This window comes from Photobacterium sp. 1_MG-2023 (assembly GCF_030547945.1).
Lineage (GTDB): Bacteria > Pseudomonadota > Gammaproteobacteria > Enterobacterales > Vibrionaceae > Photobacterium.
The window spans coordinates 20,295-36,631 of the sequence record NZ_JAUORR010000017.1 but is presented as its reverse complement, the minus strand read 5'-3'; the positions used below and the strand labels follow the sequence as shown (position 1 = coordinate 36,631).

The window sequence follows — 16,337 nt, the reverse complement described above, 5'->3', positions numbered from 1 at the left end:
GTGTTTTGAAAGATTCACGATCTGCCCCGACAGAAAAGTCACATGCGCCGGGGCGGGGTGTACAATGGATTGCGTGATTAGCGGCTCAATAAAGTGAAATCGAACTTGGTATTGTCAATACGCTGCACTTTCAGATTAGACGGAAAAGTCTCGCTGTTTGTTACAATTTCAATCATGCCATGCTGCGGGTTGTACTGAAAATACATGGAACCATTGCTGATATATTCACCGCTGGACATGTCGCGGATATAAATGGCACACGTGACCAGATCACTGTTATCTGTGACCGGTAAAGCCGTATAGTCATCATTGCCGGACCAAAATTCTGCCTGTCCGATGTTGTGCGCGTTGAAAGTCATCAAGAACTGATGTGGCTCTCCGCCGGTTTGATCGATCAGACGCATACTGATCGAGAAATAGGTATCAACTTCAAGAATTTGAAATTTAGACAGGCCATCGATTTCTGCCAGATCAGCGTAGTCGCCTTGTGTATAGGTTTTGAAAATCCCTGAGCCGTCGGAATTCTGATAGCAATTAATTTTAACCGGGTTAATCACTTTCAGAGAGAGGTACTTATCATTGAAGTTGTCTCCGTAGTGAAAGGTCACATCATCCCCTAACCCGTAATATTCAGGAGAACCCCCAAAATTTTTTTCGCGATAAAATGCCACATCCGTTGTTTTTTTCATTTTTTCACCTATTGATGGTATTGATTTTCGGCTTTTTCACAGCCAAATAAACCCTAGACGTCAGAATCTATTGTGCAAACCGTAAATGCATACCATTGATTTAAAAATAAAAGAACCCAATATAATCGTGCGCGAGTATTTCAAACAAAGGTACCCAGAGCGGGCGATATTTCCCGATCCCCCCGGATTTGAAAGGAGAATTTGATGGACGAGCGACATATTGCTATTGAACAGGGGTGGCACCGGTCCCGAGCGTTGGAAGTGGCGACTTTATATGAGCTGGCATTTGGTCATAAGTTTCAGGTTGCGATTCCGAGTCAGGCACAGCGGATTCATTTATTGGCTGAGTCGTTCAATCCTGAATATTCATTTGTAGCGACCCAGAAAAATAAAATTGTCGGTATTGCGGGTTTTCAAACGCCGGAAGGTTCGCTGACTGGCGGGATCACCCTGAAATCCCTTTTTCGTGTGCTGGGTTTCTGGCAGGGAATACGCGCCGCAGCCATTTTGAGTTTATTTGAACGTCAGCCTGTTTCTGGGGAAATGATCATGGATGGCATTGCTGTAGACCCCGCATGTCGCGGGGCGGGGATTGGCTCTGCATTGTTGTCTTCAATCCTTGCTTTTGCAGATGAAGATCAGTACCTGCAGGTCCGGCTGGATGTGATCGATTCTAATCCCAGAGCCAGAAAGCTCTACACGGAAAAAGGGTTCGTTGCGATCAAAAGTGAATCCTTTCCTTTCCTGAAACGTCTGATCGGCTTCTCCGGTTCAACCACCATGATCTATCACCTGCGCGGCGACTGACATTTTCTTAAGTTTTGATCTGCGTTCTGAATGACAGGATTGAATCATTCACCGAATGCATCTATGATTTAGTTAATCACTTGATTAACTAAACGAGAGCTCATGTCCCGAGGCAGACCGCAAGATCCCGAAAAACAGGCACAGATGATGTCGGCACTCCTTGATGCTGCCGAAAGATTACTGGATCAAAAATCTTATCAATCCATCACTATTCGTGAGCTGGCAGCGGAAGCCGGCACACAATCCGCCATGATCAGTTACTACTTTGGAAACAAAGAAGGGCTGTTTATCGCGCTTCTGGACCGGAGCGGGCGTCAGCGCCAGCAGCGGATACAGGAAGTCGTGTCTTTACTTGAAACGCAGCCAGAATCCGTTTTACCGGTACTGGTTGACCGGATCGCAGACATGATGTCTGAAGAACCATGGCTGGTTCATTTGATCAAAGATGAAGTGCTGACCCGCGAGGCCAAACTGAGAGCGCATTTCGTAAAAACCTTTCCTGCCCGGATGGGGGAATCCTTGCTGAATCTGTTCACGACTTTGCAGCAGAAAGGCATTCTCCGTGAAGACATCAATCCGAAATTTGCCACCGCATCGCTGATCAGTCTGATGGCTTTTCCAATGATTGCCGAGCCATTGATTCAGGATGTACTGGGCGTTGATCGCCAGGTGCTTCGCTCCAGTGCCTGGAAACAGCATCTGACGTTATTACTCACACAAGGTTTGGGCAGTCCGCCCAGGTAAGGGGCTCCACATGAAATGCAATCGCCTGAAAGTCATTTTAAAATCCAAACTCGCGTTACCCATGCTCGCTGTGGTGGGATTGCTGATGTTGGTTGTGCTGTTCAAAACACGTCCGCCAGTCAATCACCAGTCAACTGAAATGACGCCCATGGCTGTAACTTTTATCGAAACGGCGCCAAGGTCGATTCGTCCCGAGCTGGTGGGGCATGGTTTCATTGAACCGACCCAAAAAGTGGTGGCACTGGCTGAGGTGTCTGCAAAGGTGGTTCGGGTCTCGCCTCATTTGAAACAAGGCAGTCTGGTGAATCAGGGGGAGGTGCTGGTTGAACTGGATCCTGCGGATTATCAACTGGCACTCACTCAGGCGAAAGCGGAACGGGCGATAGCAGCAGCGAATTTACGGGAAATCGATACCACTGCGGAGAACCTGTCACAGCGTGACGCGCTGATTCAGGAGAACATCGCATTGGCTCAGCGTGAACTGAAGCGGAAAAGGACGCTGAGCGAGCGGGGCGCACAATCCGATTCTCAGGTCGACAGTGAACGGCAAAAACTGATTCAGCTCCGCCAGCAGCAAGCGATACTGGAAAATGAAATCGCGACGCTACCAGCAAGACGCCATGTACTGGAAGCAAAACATGCACTGGCAGAAACGAAAGTGACACAGGCCCAGCGCGATTTAGACCGGACCCGGATTGTGATGCCTTTTACCGGTCGGCTGACCGCCGTTCATACGGATCGCTTCCAGTATGTGCCTGCGGGACAACGTTTATTTGAAGCCAGCGGTATCGATCAGATGGAAGTGAAAGCGCAGTTCCCCATCGCGAAACTCAAACCCTTTTTGAAGCTGTTGTTTGACGATCACGGCACTGCGATTGATCTGACGGATGCGGGACAATTCGGCCCCTTGCTGAGTCAACTGGGGCTTGAATCCCGGATTCAGGTGCCGGGCTTTTCAGAATCGGTCTGGCGCGGGCAGATTGTGAATCTGGGGGAGTCGCTGGATCCGCAATCGCACACACTGAGTATTACCCTGACGGTCGATCAGCCATACCGTTTTTTGTCGCCGGGCAAAAAGCCGCCTTTGCTGGCAGGGATGCCAGTCATTGCGACGCTGGTGGGTTCCCCGGTTGAGGCGGTGGTTCTGCCGCGTCATGCGCTGCATGCTGGCGCGCTTCTGACTGCCGACAAGCAGGGGCGTTTGAGCCGTGTGTCTGCGACGGCCAGCCTGACGATGCAGGATTGGGCGTTGTTTACACCGGGTCATATTCCGGACGGCACCCGAGTGATCACCAGTGATGTACAGCCCGCACTGGATGGATTGCCGTTATCACTGACGCCGGCTCGCCTGGAAACCACACCGACCATGCTGGCGCAGTCGGCAGGAGTGGGCCAGTGATGATCCGATATTTTGCCAGCCACCCGACGGCGGCTCATTTACTGATGATCCTGCTGATTCTGGCAGGGTTATTGACACTGCCATCTTTACAACGGGAGACCTTCCCCAGGCTTGCGTCAGACACGGTGCGTGTGCTGGTGCCTTATCCCGGAGCAAGTCCGAGAGATGTTGAAAACGGGATTTGTCGCCCCCTGGAAGATGCGACGGAAGCGATCCCCAATCTGCTTGAAGTTTTGTGTGAGGCCAGGAATAACCTCGCGCAGATGACACTGACCATGGAGGAGGGCCGGGATTTTTCGGTATTTCAGGAAGATATCCGCTCAGCCGTTGACAGTATTGACAGCTTTCCGGATGAAGCGGAAACCCCAGTCGTTGAAGAGATGGGCAGAACCAGCCCCGTGGTGACGATTGCAGTGACGGCGTCCGGTCTGTCCCAGACGGAATTAAAAACACTGGCAGAGCAGTTGAAAACCAAAATGTTGCGGCAACCTGAGATACCGATCGTCCGGATTGAAGGCTTTTCAACGCGACAACTTCGGGTGTCAGTCAGCCCGGAGCAACTCCGTTTTTACGGTTTAACACTGGAAGAGATCAGTCAGCGGATAGCTTCCCAGAATTTGAACCTGCCTCTGGGATCCATAGAGACAGTGTCCAGAACGTATGATCTGAGCCTGGATGATCAACGCGTCACTGCGGCTGAACTTGCCAATCTGACTATTTTCAGCGGGCACACAGGCAGCCAGATCCAATTGAGCGATCTGGCGACGATTGAAGAGCGATTCAGTGAGCCGGAAAATCAGGCCCGATTAAACGGACAGCCAGCGGCCTTGCTGAATGTCCGGAAAAATATCACGGATGACAGCTTGTCTGTCCTTGCCGCAGTTGAGTCCTTTGTGTCCGCTGAGCATGACCATCTCCCCGAGAGTGTTCAGCTTACCCTGATTCAGAACAATACCTCGATCGTGGTGGATCGTTTAAACATGCTCATAGAAAACGCCTGGCAGGGATTGATTCTGGTGTTTCTGAGTCTGCTGCTGTTTTTTCGCCTGCGTTTTACCTTTTGGGTGGTTGCCGGATTACCCGTGAGTTTTCTGGCGAGTTTCTTTGTCCTGTCATCGCTTGGCATCACGCTGAATATGATGAGTATTGTCGCGCTGTTACTGGCATTAGGCATTTTAATGGACGATGCCATTGTTATTTCAGAAAGCATTGCCGAGCAGTCCAGACTGGGAAAAAAGCCGCTGGCAGCAGTGACAGACGGGGTCGCTCGTGCGGCCAGCGGAGTGCTGTCTTCTTTTGCAACCACGGTGTTGATTTTTGGGGCCTTATTATTCATTGAAGGAGAGATTGGACAGGTCCTTCGGGTGATTCCTGCGGTATTACTCGTGGTGATCTCGGTCAGTTTGATTGAGGCGTTTTTAATATTACCCAGCCATTTGCATCATACCCTGATGCATGACAAGCCATCGCCGGACAACCGATTCAGAACCCGAATCAATCAGGCATTTCTGCAATTGCAGCAGCGCACGGGGCAGGCGGTTGAGCATGCCATGCATTACCGCTATGCCGTCCTTGGGGGCAGTCTCGCATTACTGATGCTTTCGGTTGGGATGCTGGTGAGCGGTCATCTGAAGTTTCAGGCCCTGCCTGACATGGATGGGGATGTGCTGGAGGCAAGGCTGATCCTTCCGTCCGGAACTCCCTTCCATGTCACAGCGCAGGTGGTTGATCACGTGCTGAGTGCGCTGAACCAAGCCACGGATTCACTGGCGCCGCAAGCATCTGAATCGCTGGTGAAAGCGGTCACCGTCACCTACAGCCACAATGCGGATGCCTTTGAGACCGGCGCGCATCTGGCAACGATCAGTGTCGACTTGCTCACGGCTGAGCAGCGGGTGACAGAAATGGATACCCTGACTCAGGCCTGGTCAGACGCGTTACCGGCGCTGCCTCAGGTTGCTCAGGTGATTTTCACCGAGCCGTCTCTCGGTCCTGCAGGCAGAGCCATTGAATTACGCTTGCAGGGCAGGGATCTTGCGCAGTTGTCAGAGGCGTCTTACGGACTCCAGCAATGGCTGAAAGGGTATGCGGGCGTTGATAACGTGTTCGATGATTTACGGCCGGGTAAGCCCGAGCTCAGGTTTACGCTCAAACCGGAAGCTCTGGCGTCGGGCCTCACGTCTGCTCAGGTCGCAGCGCAGCTCCGTCAGGCATTTCATGGTGTGACCGTCGATGAGATTTACCGGGGAATTGATGATCTGGAAATCACAGTACAGCTTGCCGCCGAGAGTCAGCTGAATCTTGAATCTCTGGAATACTTTCCTTTACTTCATCCACGGACCGGGGACCGTATTCCCTTGCTGAGTGTGGCTGATATTTATGTTGAGCGGGATTACTCGCGGATTCATCGCATCGACAGTCAGCAGACCGTCACTGTATTTGGCGCAGTTCACAGCCAGAAAGCCAATGCCCAAGCGGTGGTGACGGATACACTTGCGCGTTTTCTGCCTGAATTGCAAACCCGCTTTCCAGGCATCAGCCTTCAGGTGGAAGGCGAGATAAAAAACAGCCGCATCACCCAGATCTCGGTCCGCAATGGGTTTCTGATCGGATTGATCGGTATTTTTGTGCTGCTGAGTATTCAGTTCCGGACTTATGCAGAACCCCTGATTGTGATGCTGGCGATTCCGTTGTCACTGATCGGTGTGATTGCGGGCCATATGTTGATGGGATATCCGCTGACCATGCCCAGCATGGTGGGATTTGTCTCATTGGCGGGCATTGTGGTGAATAATGCTATTTTGCTGGTGACTTATGTGAAAGCCAATGTTCTGGAAGGGATGGCCTTGCAGGATGCAGCCCGAAAAGCCAGTGAAGCACGTCTTCGGGCCATGTTACTGACCACCGTGACCACCATTGCTGGCATGCTGCCTTTGTTATTCGAAACCAGCCTGCAGGCGCAGGTCATGATCCCGTTAGTGATCAGCATTACGTTCGGTTTACTGGCCGCAAGCCTTTTAGTGTTGTTCGTGGTGCCTTGCATTTACGGCATTCTGGCTGATTATCGTGCTCTGAAGGCGCATAAAAGCCGGGCACCTGTGACGGAAAGCTGAGATCTGAAGCCCAAGGGAATGTGTCGCCATGGGATTCGGATCTGTGCTTCAGAACGCTGAAATCAGCCATCGTCTTCACTTTGATGGACTCAGTTACCGCACATTTTGAATGCCAGACGCCCCGTGATGTTCAAAATTTTGACGACATTGATCCGCTTCACAGATATGAACAAGTGTCGGAATGACAGGTCAAAAAGTGATTTTGACAGGCGATTTCTTCTTTTCTATCAATAGGATGAGTTGCTAAGCATCTGATAGAATATCGACCATTCTTGTTCAGTTCATGAGGAAAGCGTCATGGGTGTCACGATCAGTGCGGATGGTCTGAGTATTGTTCATCAAGGTTCCGGCGGTGAAGCCAATGCTTCCGTGCCTGATGTTTGTCTGACAACGGTAGGTAAACCTGTGGTTCCGATTCCCTATGGCAATCACGCAAAGTCGGCAGATCTGGCCGATGGCACCACGACAGTGACCGCAGATGGCGGCAACAGTATTGCGCTGAAAAACAGTATTTTCTCGAGCAGTACAGGGGATGCCGGTGGCGATCAGAAAGGGTTGGTGTCCGGTACTACAGAAGCAGAAGCCAAATTTACGTCTGCTTCCTCAACGGTAAAAATTGAGGGCGTTGGGGTCGCGCGTAAAACCGATATGATGACCATGAACGCAGGGAACACCGTGTGCTTCGGATGTGAAAATCCGTCTGTCACGGTCCAGCCGGACGAGGATCAAACTCATGCCTTGCGCATTCATTGCCGTTACAGTACAGGTTATCCATTGGCCGATGCACCGTTCAAACTGAAAGATGAATCCGGTGCCGTGCTGGCAGAAGGGACGCTAAACGGTCAGGGGGAAGCGATTGTCGACGGCCTGCCAACCCAAGGATGCACCGTCGAATATGGTGAAGCTCCCGCACCTTTTACGGTCAATTATCTGCGTTCTGTGAATCCGAATCAGGCAACCCTGCCGGATGATATATTTTTTGACCGAGCCTCTGAGCGTTGTGTACCGTTCTGGATCCCGCGCGGGGATATGCAAAAACAATCCTGGGGCTATGTTGGTGAAGTGCTGACAGACAGCATGGACATCCGTCAGATGCTTGAAGTGGAAATCCGCGCCGCGCTGCCGCTCAACCCAAAACCCGGGCAAGTGGAAGATATCGCAGCGCGCCTGATGAACTTCTTTGAGCAGCAGACTGTGCCAGAGCAGGAGGTTCTGGGGTTAATCAGTACGCTGATGCCCGTGCTGGATAAAGAAGGCGTCCTGTTTGAGCTCTTTGTGAAGTACCACAAAGAAGAATCCGGTCAGAATCTGCTGGCTTCCATGCGGTATATTGGCCGGGGGAATCCGCAAGCCTGGCTGGATCAGCTCGATTGGGATGCAAAGTCGACTGAACTGAGCCGCGCCTGTGTCCGAATCCTTGAACAGACAGACAAAAGGCTAGAGACGGTCAGTCTGCATGCCGACACCCGTGGGTACAGCTTGATTACAGACAACCTGAAAGCACACCGGGATGCCATCAAAACCGTTCGCCGTTCTCTTCCGGACGATGTTTCGGCAGCCATGAAAGGCCTGAAACAGAAAATCACGACGATTCGGGCGAAAGGTGAAGCGCCAATGGTGGTGTTGAGTCAGCAGCAACGCACAACACAGGGCAGTAGTATCAATGATGTGGTACATGCTCTGAAAGCGATGCCCGCACCTTTGGCGATCAACCTGACTTACGATGATATCGAACGCACGCCAGCGGGATACGTGCCCTATACCGTGATGTTTGCCAATGGTGAAACACATGAAGGGAAACTGGATGCCAAAGGCAGTGTCGTTTTGTATGGCGTTCCTCAAGTGGGCGCACAGATTGAGTTTGGTGATGAAGGTGAAGCGAAAAAGGCTGAAACCGCGATCCCTGATCTGATCAAACAAATTCCGGAACAGATGGCGCCATTGCTCAAAGAGATGGTGAATATTGCCCGTCGTGAAGCTGCGACGATGCCGGTCACTGAAGTTGAACCTGAGCTGTTTGCGCTGGTACAGGCATCTGTGGAAGCAGAATTAGCGGAAATGGAGCACCGGAAAGATGCGTTTGATGATCTCTCTTTTCTGGAACAAAGCTGGCGTTATGCGCAGCATGCCGGGTTAGGCGTCAGTACCGGGGTTACCGACTATATCCCGGATTTCGGCGAGTTCGGTGAACTGATGGACGCGGCAGATATCGGGGTTGACGTTCTGGTCGAAGCCATTGCAACAGGGGACATCGACATCCTGCAGCGGCGTTTAGATCAGATCGATCGGGCAAAACTGGGTTTGCAGCAAGCCAGTATGGCGATGGAGATTCTGCTGCTTTTGTTATCAGAACCGGAAACCCGTGAATATCTCGCCAGCTTGCCACGTCGTTTGATGCAGGCCATGCCGCCTGATGAATTCACACGTTTTGCCGTTTCACAGATCACTCAAAAAGGGATTGATACAGCCGCGGTCACCGGTGGAACAGCACTGGCCGGTGCAGCCAGTGCTGGTGTCGCAGCCCCCGTTGCTGCCGCTGCAATCACGGGAGGTGTGACGGCCAGAAATGCCGGTAAAGGTCTGGAAGGCCTGATTGAAGTGCTGATGAAGATCGCAGAGAACAAAAAGCTGATGCTGAATCATCATAAAAAGAAACAGCATGAGACGGAGAATGAAACTAATTTAGAGCGGCATAAGGGAAAGCCTTGTGGTTTATGTGGTAAAAAAGTTCTTTTTAAAGGGAGAAAAGCACAGAAAACAAAAAATTTGTGCAAGCACGATGGTTATCAAGGTGAGCTGTTCAAAGCAACAGATCCTAACTATGGTTTCACTCGTCGTGGGTTTACAGGAAAAGGGTCTGACAAAGAGCAGCGAAAACACTCACCATGGAAGTACTTGGGCATCAAAGCAATTGATCATGACTGGTGGGCAAGGTGTGCAGATAAAAATAAACATGGAAAATGGCGTAGAAAAGAGCATGAACAGGAATATCCTGGAAATGTTATCGCGGCGCATCATATTGTTACTATAGAGGAAATGAAAAAAAATGACTTCCTTTTTAATCTGCTTCCAAAGCTAGGCTATAACATTAACAAAGAATATAATGTTACAGTATTACCAATTGTTCCGGAGCTAGCTTGTGCATTGGAAGTTCCATTACATAACAGTAGTCATCCATCAGCATATACGATAGAAATAAATAGAAAGCTCTTGATGTTATCTGATGAAATAGAAGATTCATTCTATTGCTATCAGAAAAATGCAGCGAAAGATATGATAATAAACCGATTATATAATATATCTGTTGATATGCTTCAGCTGATGAATGACTTTTCGCATAAAGGAATTATTAGTCAACCAGCAAGTTTTGGTGCTGATTATGCGCAAGGTAATGCTGGCTGTAGAGGGAAGTTGAAAGAAGGTGATAAGAAAAAATCTAAAGAACAGCAATGTAATCATAGATTTGGGGCGAGTCATCATCAGTTCCTTGATTTCTATAACAACATAAAATTACTGAATTCTGGTGCAAAAGCTAAATTAGGAGGATAAATGAATTATTATCTGTTGGAATGTGATTTTATTGAAGATGAAGCGTCATTTTCATTTGATAATGAGTTTAGAAAAATTGTCAACAAAAGTGATCTATCAATTAAAGCCTATGGTCATCCTCCTGTTATCCATGTTGACCAGGTTTATACACAGAGGAATATCTCTGACGTTTTGAAGACTATTGACTTTATTCCGCATCGGAAAATAGTTGATTTCTTTAATTTAAACTTTATTTCAGGTGTTCAATTTATCCCGGTTGAAGTCAATCTGGATGATCATGTTCTCACTGATTATTTCCACATGAATGTTTATACATCGTATTCAGTGTTAGAGGTTCATCGTTCTGAAGCAAGAAATTACAGTGACTATTATGAATCATACGATTTCATCAAAAAAATGGTGTTTGACTCAAAAAAGTTAAATCAATTGAAAATAAAACATGATGTTTTTAGAGTGAAAGAATATATCAGTGCTGTCGTTGTCAATGAAAAAGTTAAGAATATCTTAGATAAGCACCATATCACTGGTGTTGTGACTTTCCCGATAGAGGTGATCTGATGGATAACTGGATCAAACAAAGCTACCAACAGCCTGGTCCATTGGCTGAAGTACAAAAAACGAAATACTACTCTGATGAGCCTCGAGTGATACTTGATTTTACGATATTTCCTGGCGTCTACATCAGTGATGACTTAGGGATTACCGACGATTTCGAGACATTACCTGCAATGGTGCGTATGACAGATGAAGAAGATTGGGAATATGAATTTATTCAGGCGGAAGCTGTACCTATGGTTTTGGGTGCAATTCAATCAGGTGAGCAGATCTGGCTTGCGTATGATGATGAAGCTTTGTATTTTCATCCAGATCTTGCTCAGAAAATCCAGCAAGCGAATTCACACATTCGAATGCACCGGAAATTGTAAATAATGAAGTATGATTCTAAGTACTATTTACTGACAGAAGATGCAGATTCTGCACCATATATGCTGGCGAAGAATCGGAAATCTGATGATGGAATATTGAGATTGCTAGCAATGCGTTCGATTCAGCGTGAGGTTCTTGGCCCTGGATATATACATATTACTGTGGGGGATGATGGACGTTTTAGCCCTTGTGATTATCATGAAGTATTGCCTGCAGGATTAGTGTCTGAAAAGTTCAAGAACGTACTTGAATCATTTCAATTGCCTGGTGTTGATTTTTACCCGGCATATATCGAGAATCGAGGGAAAACGTGGGATAAGCATTATTTAGTGCACATCTGGAAAAACTATCGTGCTTTAGATCCAAAGCGATCGGTTTATGATGGAACTTATGAAAATGATGAGTTTGAATTGAGACAAATGGTTTTGAATGAAGATGTATTGGATAAAATTCCTTTACAAGAACGTTTGGTGTTCAGGCTACATGAAAAACCACATTATCTTTATCATGAATCCGTGGTAAGCGCTTTGAAGTTAGCCGGGTTAACTGGCGTAGGATTTTTAAGTCTTCAAGATTGGGGACCAGGCGCCGCTTTTGCCTCAGAAGATGAGGAAGATGATTTTTATGACGACTTGTAAGTAGTTTTCTTCATAACACCGGGAATTTTTGATATGAATTATTATCTTTTGGAATGTGCTTTCATTGAGGATGAAGCGTCATTTTCATTCTTGAATTATTTCAACTGCCTGGTGTTGTGTATCCTAAAATGCGTTCAATCATCCCCCACACCGAGTGTCTGGTAAAGGGCCTGAATTTCTGCCTCTGTTGGTATATCACCCTGTTCAATCGTACGGATGACTCGGCAAGGGTTCCCGACAGCGACGACATTGGGCGGAATATCTTGGGTCACCATGCTTCCGGCACCAATGACGGTATTCTCCCCAATCGAAATACCACCAAGCACGATACTTCCGGCGCCAATCCAGACATGGTTACCCACTTGAATCGGATCGCCACAGGCGAAAGGCTGGACTCGTTCCGACAGCAGGATAGGGTGGCTGGCAGCGCAAAGCTGAACATTCGGACCAATCAGTACATGGTTGCCAATACTCACGGGGGCGATATCCAGCACAATCAAGCCATAGTTAATAAATCCACCTTTTCCGATGGATAATTGGCTGCCCATATCACACCGAAACGGGGGTTCGATGTGGGTTCCTTCATAGTGACCGAGAATCTGTTTCAGTAAATCCCGGCGTTTCTGATGCTCGCCCGGCCGGGAGTGATTGAACTCGTAGAGTAATTCCCGTCGTTCCATCTGGTGATCAATGAGTGCCTGATCAATCAATCGTCTGGTGCTGAAATCAGTTAACTTATCCGCCATGATCGCTACCTGTAATGGGCTGCTGCATTGGATGTTCCAGAAATATCTTGGCTGCTTCTATGTTGATGAACTGTGAGCTCAAACGCAATTTATCGTCAGACGTACGAGCTTCAGGCATTCTGACCCCGGATATCTTTGGACGGGCTTCTGGCGAGTCAACACACTACGCGTGAATGGTTACAAAAAAACAGCGATTGAAAAAATACCAACAGGCAAACCACCGATAAGCATGTACGCCCCAAACCACCACCAAAGTTTTTTGTTGGCGGTGTAGATTGAACCAATGAAAAAACCAGGGATCATTGCAATAACCCCAAATAAATCAAATAGACTGGTAGGTATCAAACCACTAGGTTTTATACCATCACCAGTGTATTCAACCGTGTCATCATAGAGTACACCATCAGGAACTATATCGACACCGAAAACCACACCCAACCAAAGCAAAACAAAAAAACATAAGGGAATTAACAACAAAGAATATCGAAAAATCTGACTCATAATTCAAAATCTATTTTTGTGATAAAAGGCTGATACCCATACCCTTGAAAGTGCTGAAGCAAATACCAAGAGCGGAACCCCTCCAACTTTTCATACCAATGCAGAGGCTCATTCCATTCATGGTCTATATCACGATAATCTAGACCAAAATGATCTTGAACTTTGTACTTAAAAATCCCACGAACTTGATTTCCTTTGTATTCAAGTTGTTCAACATAGACACGCATAGACCAAATCCCATGTACAGTAAGAACATTTCCATTATAAAGATCCGCTCCTGTTAGATCGGAAGAGAACTGAGGCAAGTTAGCCCCTTTTCCCTTAGTGGACATATACAGACTTGAAGCGCTAACGATATCATCAGGCAATTTTCCATTTTTAAGGCTTTCTTCTAAACAATTTTTCAGAGCGTCATGAAAACGTTGAGTTGTCTCGTGCTCTTGCAGTGCTTTATTTAGCGATGGATTACTGTAATAACCGCCCTCGTTACGCTCAAATTTATCAACCATTTCAGAAAAAATTGAGCTTGTTTCGAATCCCAGAACATCGCCTAATGTTTGATTAGAAAACACAGTTCCTAAATTACGCATACGTTCGAAATACTCACATGCAGGCAAGGAAAATTGGTCTTCACTAAGGGATGAATGCGTACCATCTGAAGCAATATGATCAGGGTCATAATTGACACTTTGAGCAAATGGCTGCATAAATCCGTAAGACTCTATTTTATAACGGTCTTCATCTCCGAAATTCATATCTGGAGCATCAAAGTCATCCATTTTGTTTCGTGTTTCAAAAACCAATAGCGGAAAACTTCCTTTTACGGGTTTCCAATCTTCTGTGGTTGTTGCCATTGCACGTTCAGCAAGAACTCTTTCACGCTCTTTAGTCCACCTCTCATAATCTTGAGCTGTATAGGTTAATTCCGCTCTGCGTTCTTGACGTTGACGCTCTGCTCTTTCTCTTGTGGTTTCTTGCTTTTTTTCAGGTTTATATGGTAACGATTCATACCGGATACGAGTTTACTCATATAAAAAATAATAGAGATGATATCAATAATTTCAGTGAGTATCCTCTTTAATAAGGTATTTTGAGGTGAAAATCAACGAAATGATTAATTTGACTATTCAGACGTTCAGGGCGATTGTTTTTTTCGCCTAAAAGAGTAGATCTTGGTCAGGTCGCGAGCGCACTTTTCTACAACCCAAAGATTGACTATTTTTATAAACATCTCTCCAAGCTGACTTTTTTAACTTAATCTTTTGACTTGAGCGTTCACAGCCACACTGTCTGAGAAAATTCGTGACGAAACGCCTGACTAAAGCTAGATTTTCCACCACACCCTCCAGATAATACATGAGTTATCTTCCTTGAAATCGACACCGAGATCGTAGTGCTAACTGTTCTCAATACGCCAGTTCTGGCGGATATAATGACCGGCAGTTTATGTTTCGGTGAAGTTGCAGAGTTAATTTGGCCACCTGATCAGAGGTAACATCATCGCCTAGATGTATAACAGCTGACGCAATGACTAAAAGCACAAAACGTTTGATGATTTTGACTTGAAGTTAGCGACAGGCGCATCGATGAAACAGCTCAATAAGCTAACTAAGATGGCTATATCAAATGAAAGGAAAATGTTGTGTTATTTGGGCCAAGCGGCTCAGTAAGACGCATCTAGCAGTAAGAATGGGTGAATTAGCCGTTCAAAACGGCTTGAAAACACGCTTCATCTTGGCCGCTTCTATGCAGATGAACTGTGAGCTCTAACGCAATGTATCGTCAGTCGTAAGAATTTGAGGCATTCGGATAAATACAGTGGTGCGAGAGTTTCCAGAGGATGTTTTTATCAGGGGATTGCTTGTGGTCACGAAAAGTTTGCGAATAATGCGTTACGTTTACGCGAATATGCACAAGCACTCAAAGTGCAATTGAATCAGGCACAGCCATCACGGGCGGCGCAAGCAAACTGAAGGCTAATTGAGGACACACTGATGACAACACTGCATTTACGATGTGCGTGTGGAGAAATACAGGGGAAAGCTGAAGTACCGTCACCTGAATCTGGGAACCGGGTTGTTTGTTATTGCAAGGATTGTCAGGCGTTTGCAATGCAGCTTCAGCCCGAAAAAATCCTGACGCCTCATCGTGGCACGGCGATTTTCCAGGTGAGCCCTTCCAGTATTCAGTGGCATCAGGGGGTTGAACATATTCGCTGTTTGCGACTGACCGCAGCGGGTTTACACCGCTGGTATGCAGGCTGTTGCCAGACCCCTCTGGCAAATACGCTCAAGCCAAGTTTTCCTTTTGTCGGCCTGATTGAAACGGCGATTACACCGGAAGACAGAACGGATAAGAATTTAGGGCCTGTCCGGGCACATGCTTATCCGCAGCATGCAAATCCGAGGTTGCCGCAGGACATCCTGCAACACAACCGGGTCTGGCCGATGGTGATCCGGGTCATGCTGAAGATTCTGGGATGGAAGCTCACCGGAAAAGGAAAACCCAATCCATTTTTTGACTCGCAAGGTCGGCCGTTAACTCAGCCCGAAGTCATTGATTCAACACGTTAATATGATGTTGAGCGACGCAGAAAGTCAACGGGAAGATCAGCTGCGACAATGGCTCAGGCAGGATCAGGAACGCATGCAGATCCTGGCCATTGTTGCTGCGCTGAATTTACCACAATGCTATATCGGGGCTGGATTTGTCCGGAATCTGGTCTGGGATCGTCTTCTTGGTGACAGTGTCACAACGCCGCTGAACGATGTGGATGTCATTTACTTCGATCCCACAGAGGAGACGCAGGAAACAGCCTGGCAAATTGAAGCCTGGCTCAATCAACACCATCCACATTGTGTCTGGCAGGTTCGCAATCAGGCGCTGATGCATACCCGTCATGATGATCCGCCTTATCAGAGTACGCTGGATGCGATTGGTTACTGGGTGGAACAGGAAACTGCAGTCGCTGTCAGGTTGGAAAATGACACGCTGGCGATTATTTCAGGCTTTGGACTGGCTTCTTTGTTTGCCGGACATCTCACCCATAATCCCCGGCGGCCTCGCGCTGTTTTTGAAGCACGTATCGCGGAAAAACAATGGCTGACCCGCTGGCCGATGTTACAGGTGATTTCCCTGCGTTCAGAAACTGATCTCTCATTTCAGTAAAATCAGCCTAAACTCAACTGGTAGAACAAATACTTAGGCTCGGACCGTTCGATTGG

At 47.5% G+C, this 16,337-nt stretch carries 14 protein-coding genes and 1 pseudogene; 10 read left to right on the top strand and 5 right to left on the bottom strand.

Features of this window, described 5'->3' with window-relative positions; all coding sequences use genetic code 11:
* Window positions 1-77: 77 nt before the first annotated feature.
* Entirely contained in the window at window positions 78-689 is a 612-nt protein-coding gene (locus tag Q4579_RS14975) for a beta/gamma crystallin domain-containing protein (RefSeq protein ID WP_303565330.1), read from the bottom strand.
* Window positions 690-893: 204 nt separating this feature from the next.
* Between Q4579_RS14975 and Q4579_RS14970 the strand changes: the two genes are divergently transcribed.
* From Q4579_RS14970 to Q4579_RS14935, 8 genes are all read left to right on the top strand, one after another.
* Window positions 894-1,496: a GNAT family N-acetyltransferase gene (locus tag Q4579_RS14970; protein ID WP_303565329.1), complete on the top strand. Its 603-nt coding sequence runs from the start codon at window positions 894-896 to the stop codon at window positions 1,494-1,496.
* Window positions 1,497-1,598: 102 nt separating this feature from the next.
* Window positions 1,599-2,240 carry a TetR/AcrR family transcriptional regulator gene (locus tag Q4579_RS14965; RefSeq protein WP_303565328.1) on the top strand — a complete coding sequence of 214 codons (642 nt, stop codon included), beginning with the start codon at window positions 1,599-1,601 and terminating at the stop codon, window positions 2,238-2,240.
* Window positions 2,241-2,250: 10 nt separating this feature from the next.
* Window positions 2,251-3,639: an efflux RND transporter periplasmic adaptor subunit gene (locus Q4579_RS14960; protein ID WP_303565327.1), complete on the top strand. Its 1,389-nt coding sequence runs from the start codon at window positions 2,251-2,253 to the stop codon at window positions 3,637-3,639.
* Window positions 3,639-6,752 carry an efflux RND transporter permease subunit gene (locus tag Q4579_RS14955; protein ID WP_303565401.1) on the top strand — a complete coding sequence of 1,038 codons (3,114 nt, stop codon included), beginning with the start codon at window positions 3,639-3,641 and terminating at the stop codon, window positions 6,750-6,752. The genes Q4579_RS14960 and Q4579_RS14955 overlap by 1 nt, the downstream gene beginning before the upstream one ends.
* Window positions 6,753-7,049: 297 nt before the next feature.
* Window positions 7,050-10,301: a PAAR-like domain-containing protein gene (locus Q4579_RS14950; protein WP_303565326.1), complete on the top strand. Its 3,252-nt coding sequence runs from the start codon at window positions 7,050-7,052 to the stop codon at window positions 10,299-10,301.
* Complete coding sequence (locus Q4579_RS14945; RefSeq protein ID WP_303565325.1) at window positions 10,302-10,859, top strand: hypothetical protein; 558 nt, start codon at window positions 10,302-10,304, stop codon at window positions 10,857-10,859.
* On the top strand, window positions 10,859-11,227 hold the full coding sequence (locus Q4579_RS14940; protein WP_303565324.1) for a hypothetical protein: 369 nt from the start codon (window positions 10,859-10,861) through the stop codon (window positions 11,225-11,227). The genes Q4579_RS14945 and Q4579_RS14940 overlap by 1 nt, the downstream gene beginning before the upstream one ends.
* A gap of 3 nt (window positions 11,228-11,230) precedes the next feature.
* Complete coding sequence (locus Q4579_RS14935) at window positions 11,231-11,866, top strand: DUF1629 domain-containing protein (protein WP_303565323.1); 636 nt, start codon at window positions 11,231-11,233, stop codon at window positions 11,864-11,866.
* Between the two features lie 134 nt (window positions 11,867-12,000).
* Here Q4579_RS14935 and Q4579_RS14930 read toward each other — a convergent pair whose 3' ends face one another.
* From Q4579_RS14930 to Q4579_RS14915, 4 genes and pseudogenes are all read right to left on the bottom strand, one after another.
* Complete coding sequence (locus tag Q4579_RS14930) at window positions 12,001-12,612, bottom strand: sugar O-acetyltransferase (RefSeq protein ID WP_303565322.1); 612 nt, start codon at window positions 12,610-12,612, stop codon at window positions 12,001-12,003.
* Between the two features lie 177 nt (window positions 12,613-12,789).
* Window positions 12,790-13,113, bottom strand: a complete 324-nt coding sequence (locus tag Q4579_RS14925) for a hypothetical protein (protein WP_303565321.1) — start codon at window positions 13,111-13,113, stop codon at window positions 12,790-12,792.
* Window positions 13,110-14,129, bottom strand: coding sequence for a DUF3289 family protein (locus tag Q4579_RS14920; protein WP_303565400.1), 1,020 nt, complete (start codon window positions 14,127-14,129; stop codon window positions 13,110-13,112). The genes Q4579_RS14925 and Q4579_RS14920 overlap by 4 nt, the downstream gene beginning before the upstream one ends.
* Before the next feature lie 141 nt (window positions 14,130-14,270).
* Window positions 14,271-14,580, bottom strand: a pseudogene (locus tag Q4579_RS14915) (transposase); the annotation flags it as partial.
* Between the two features lie 527 nt (window positions 14,581-15,107).
* Between Q4579_RS14915 and Q4579_RS14910 the strand changes: the two are divergent.
* Both Q4579_RS14910 and Q4579_RS14905 read left to right on the top strand, forming a co-directional pair.
* Complete coding sequence (locus tag Q4579_RS14910) at window positions 15,108-15,686, top strand: DUF6151 family protein (protein ID WP_303565320.1); 579 nt, start codon at window positions 15,108-15,110, stop codon at window positions 15,684-15,686.
* A gap of 1 nt (window position 15,687) precedes the next feature.
* A complete protein-coding gene (locus Q4579_RS14905) occupies window positions 15,688-16,281 on the top strand; it encodes a nucleotidyltransferase family protein (RefSeq protein WP_303565319.1) in 594 nt (197 codons plus the stop codon).
* Window positions 16,282-16,337: the final 56 nt, after the last annotated feature.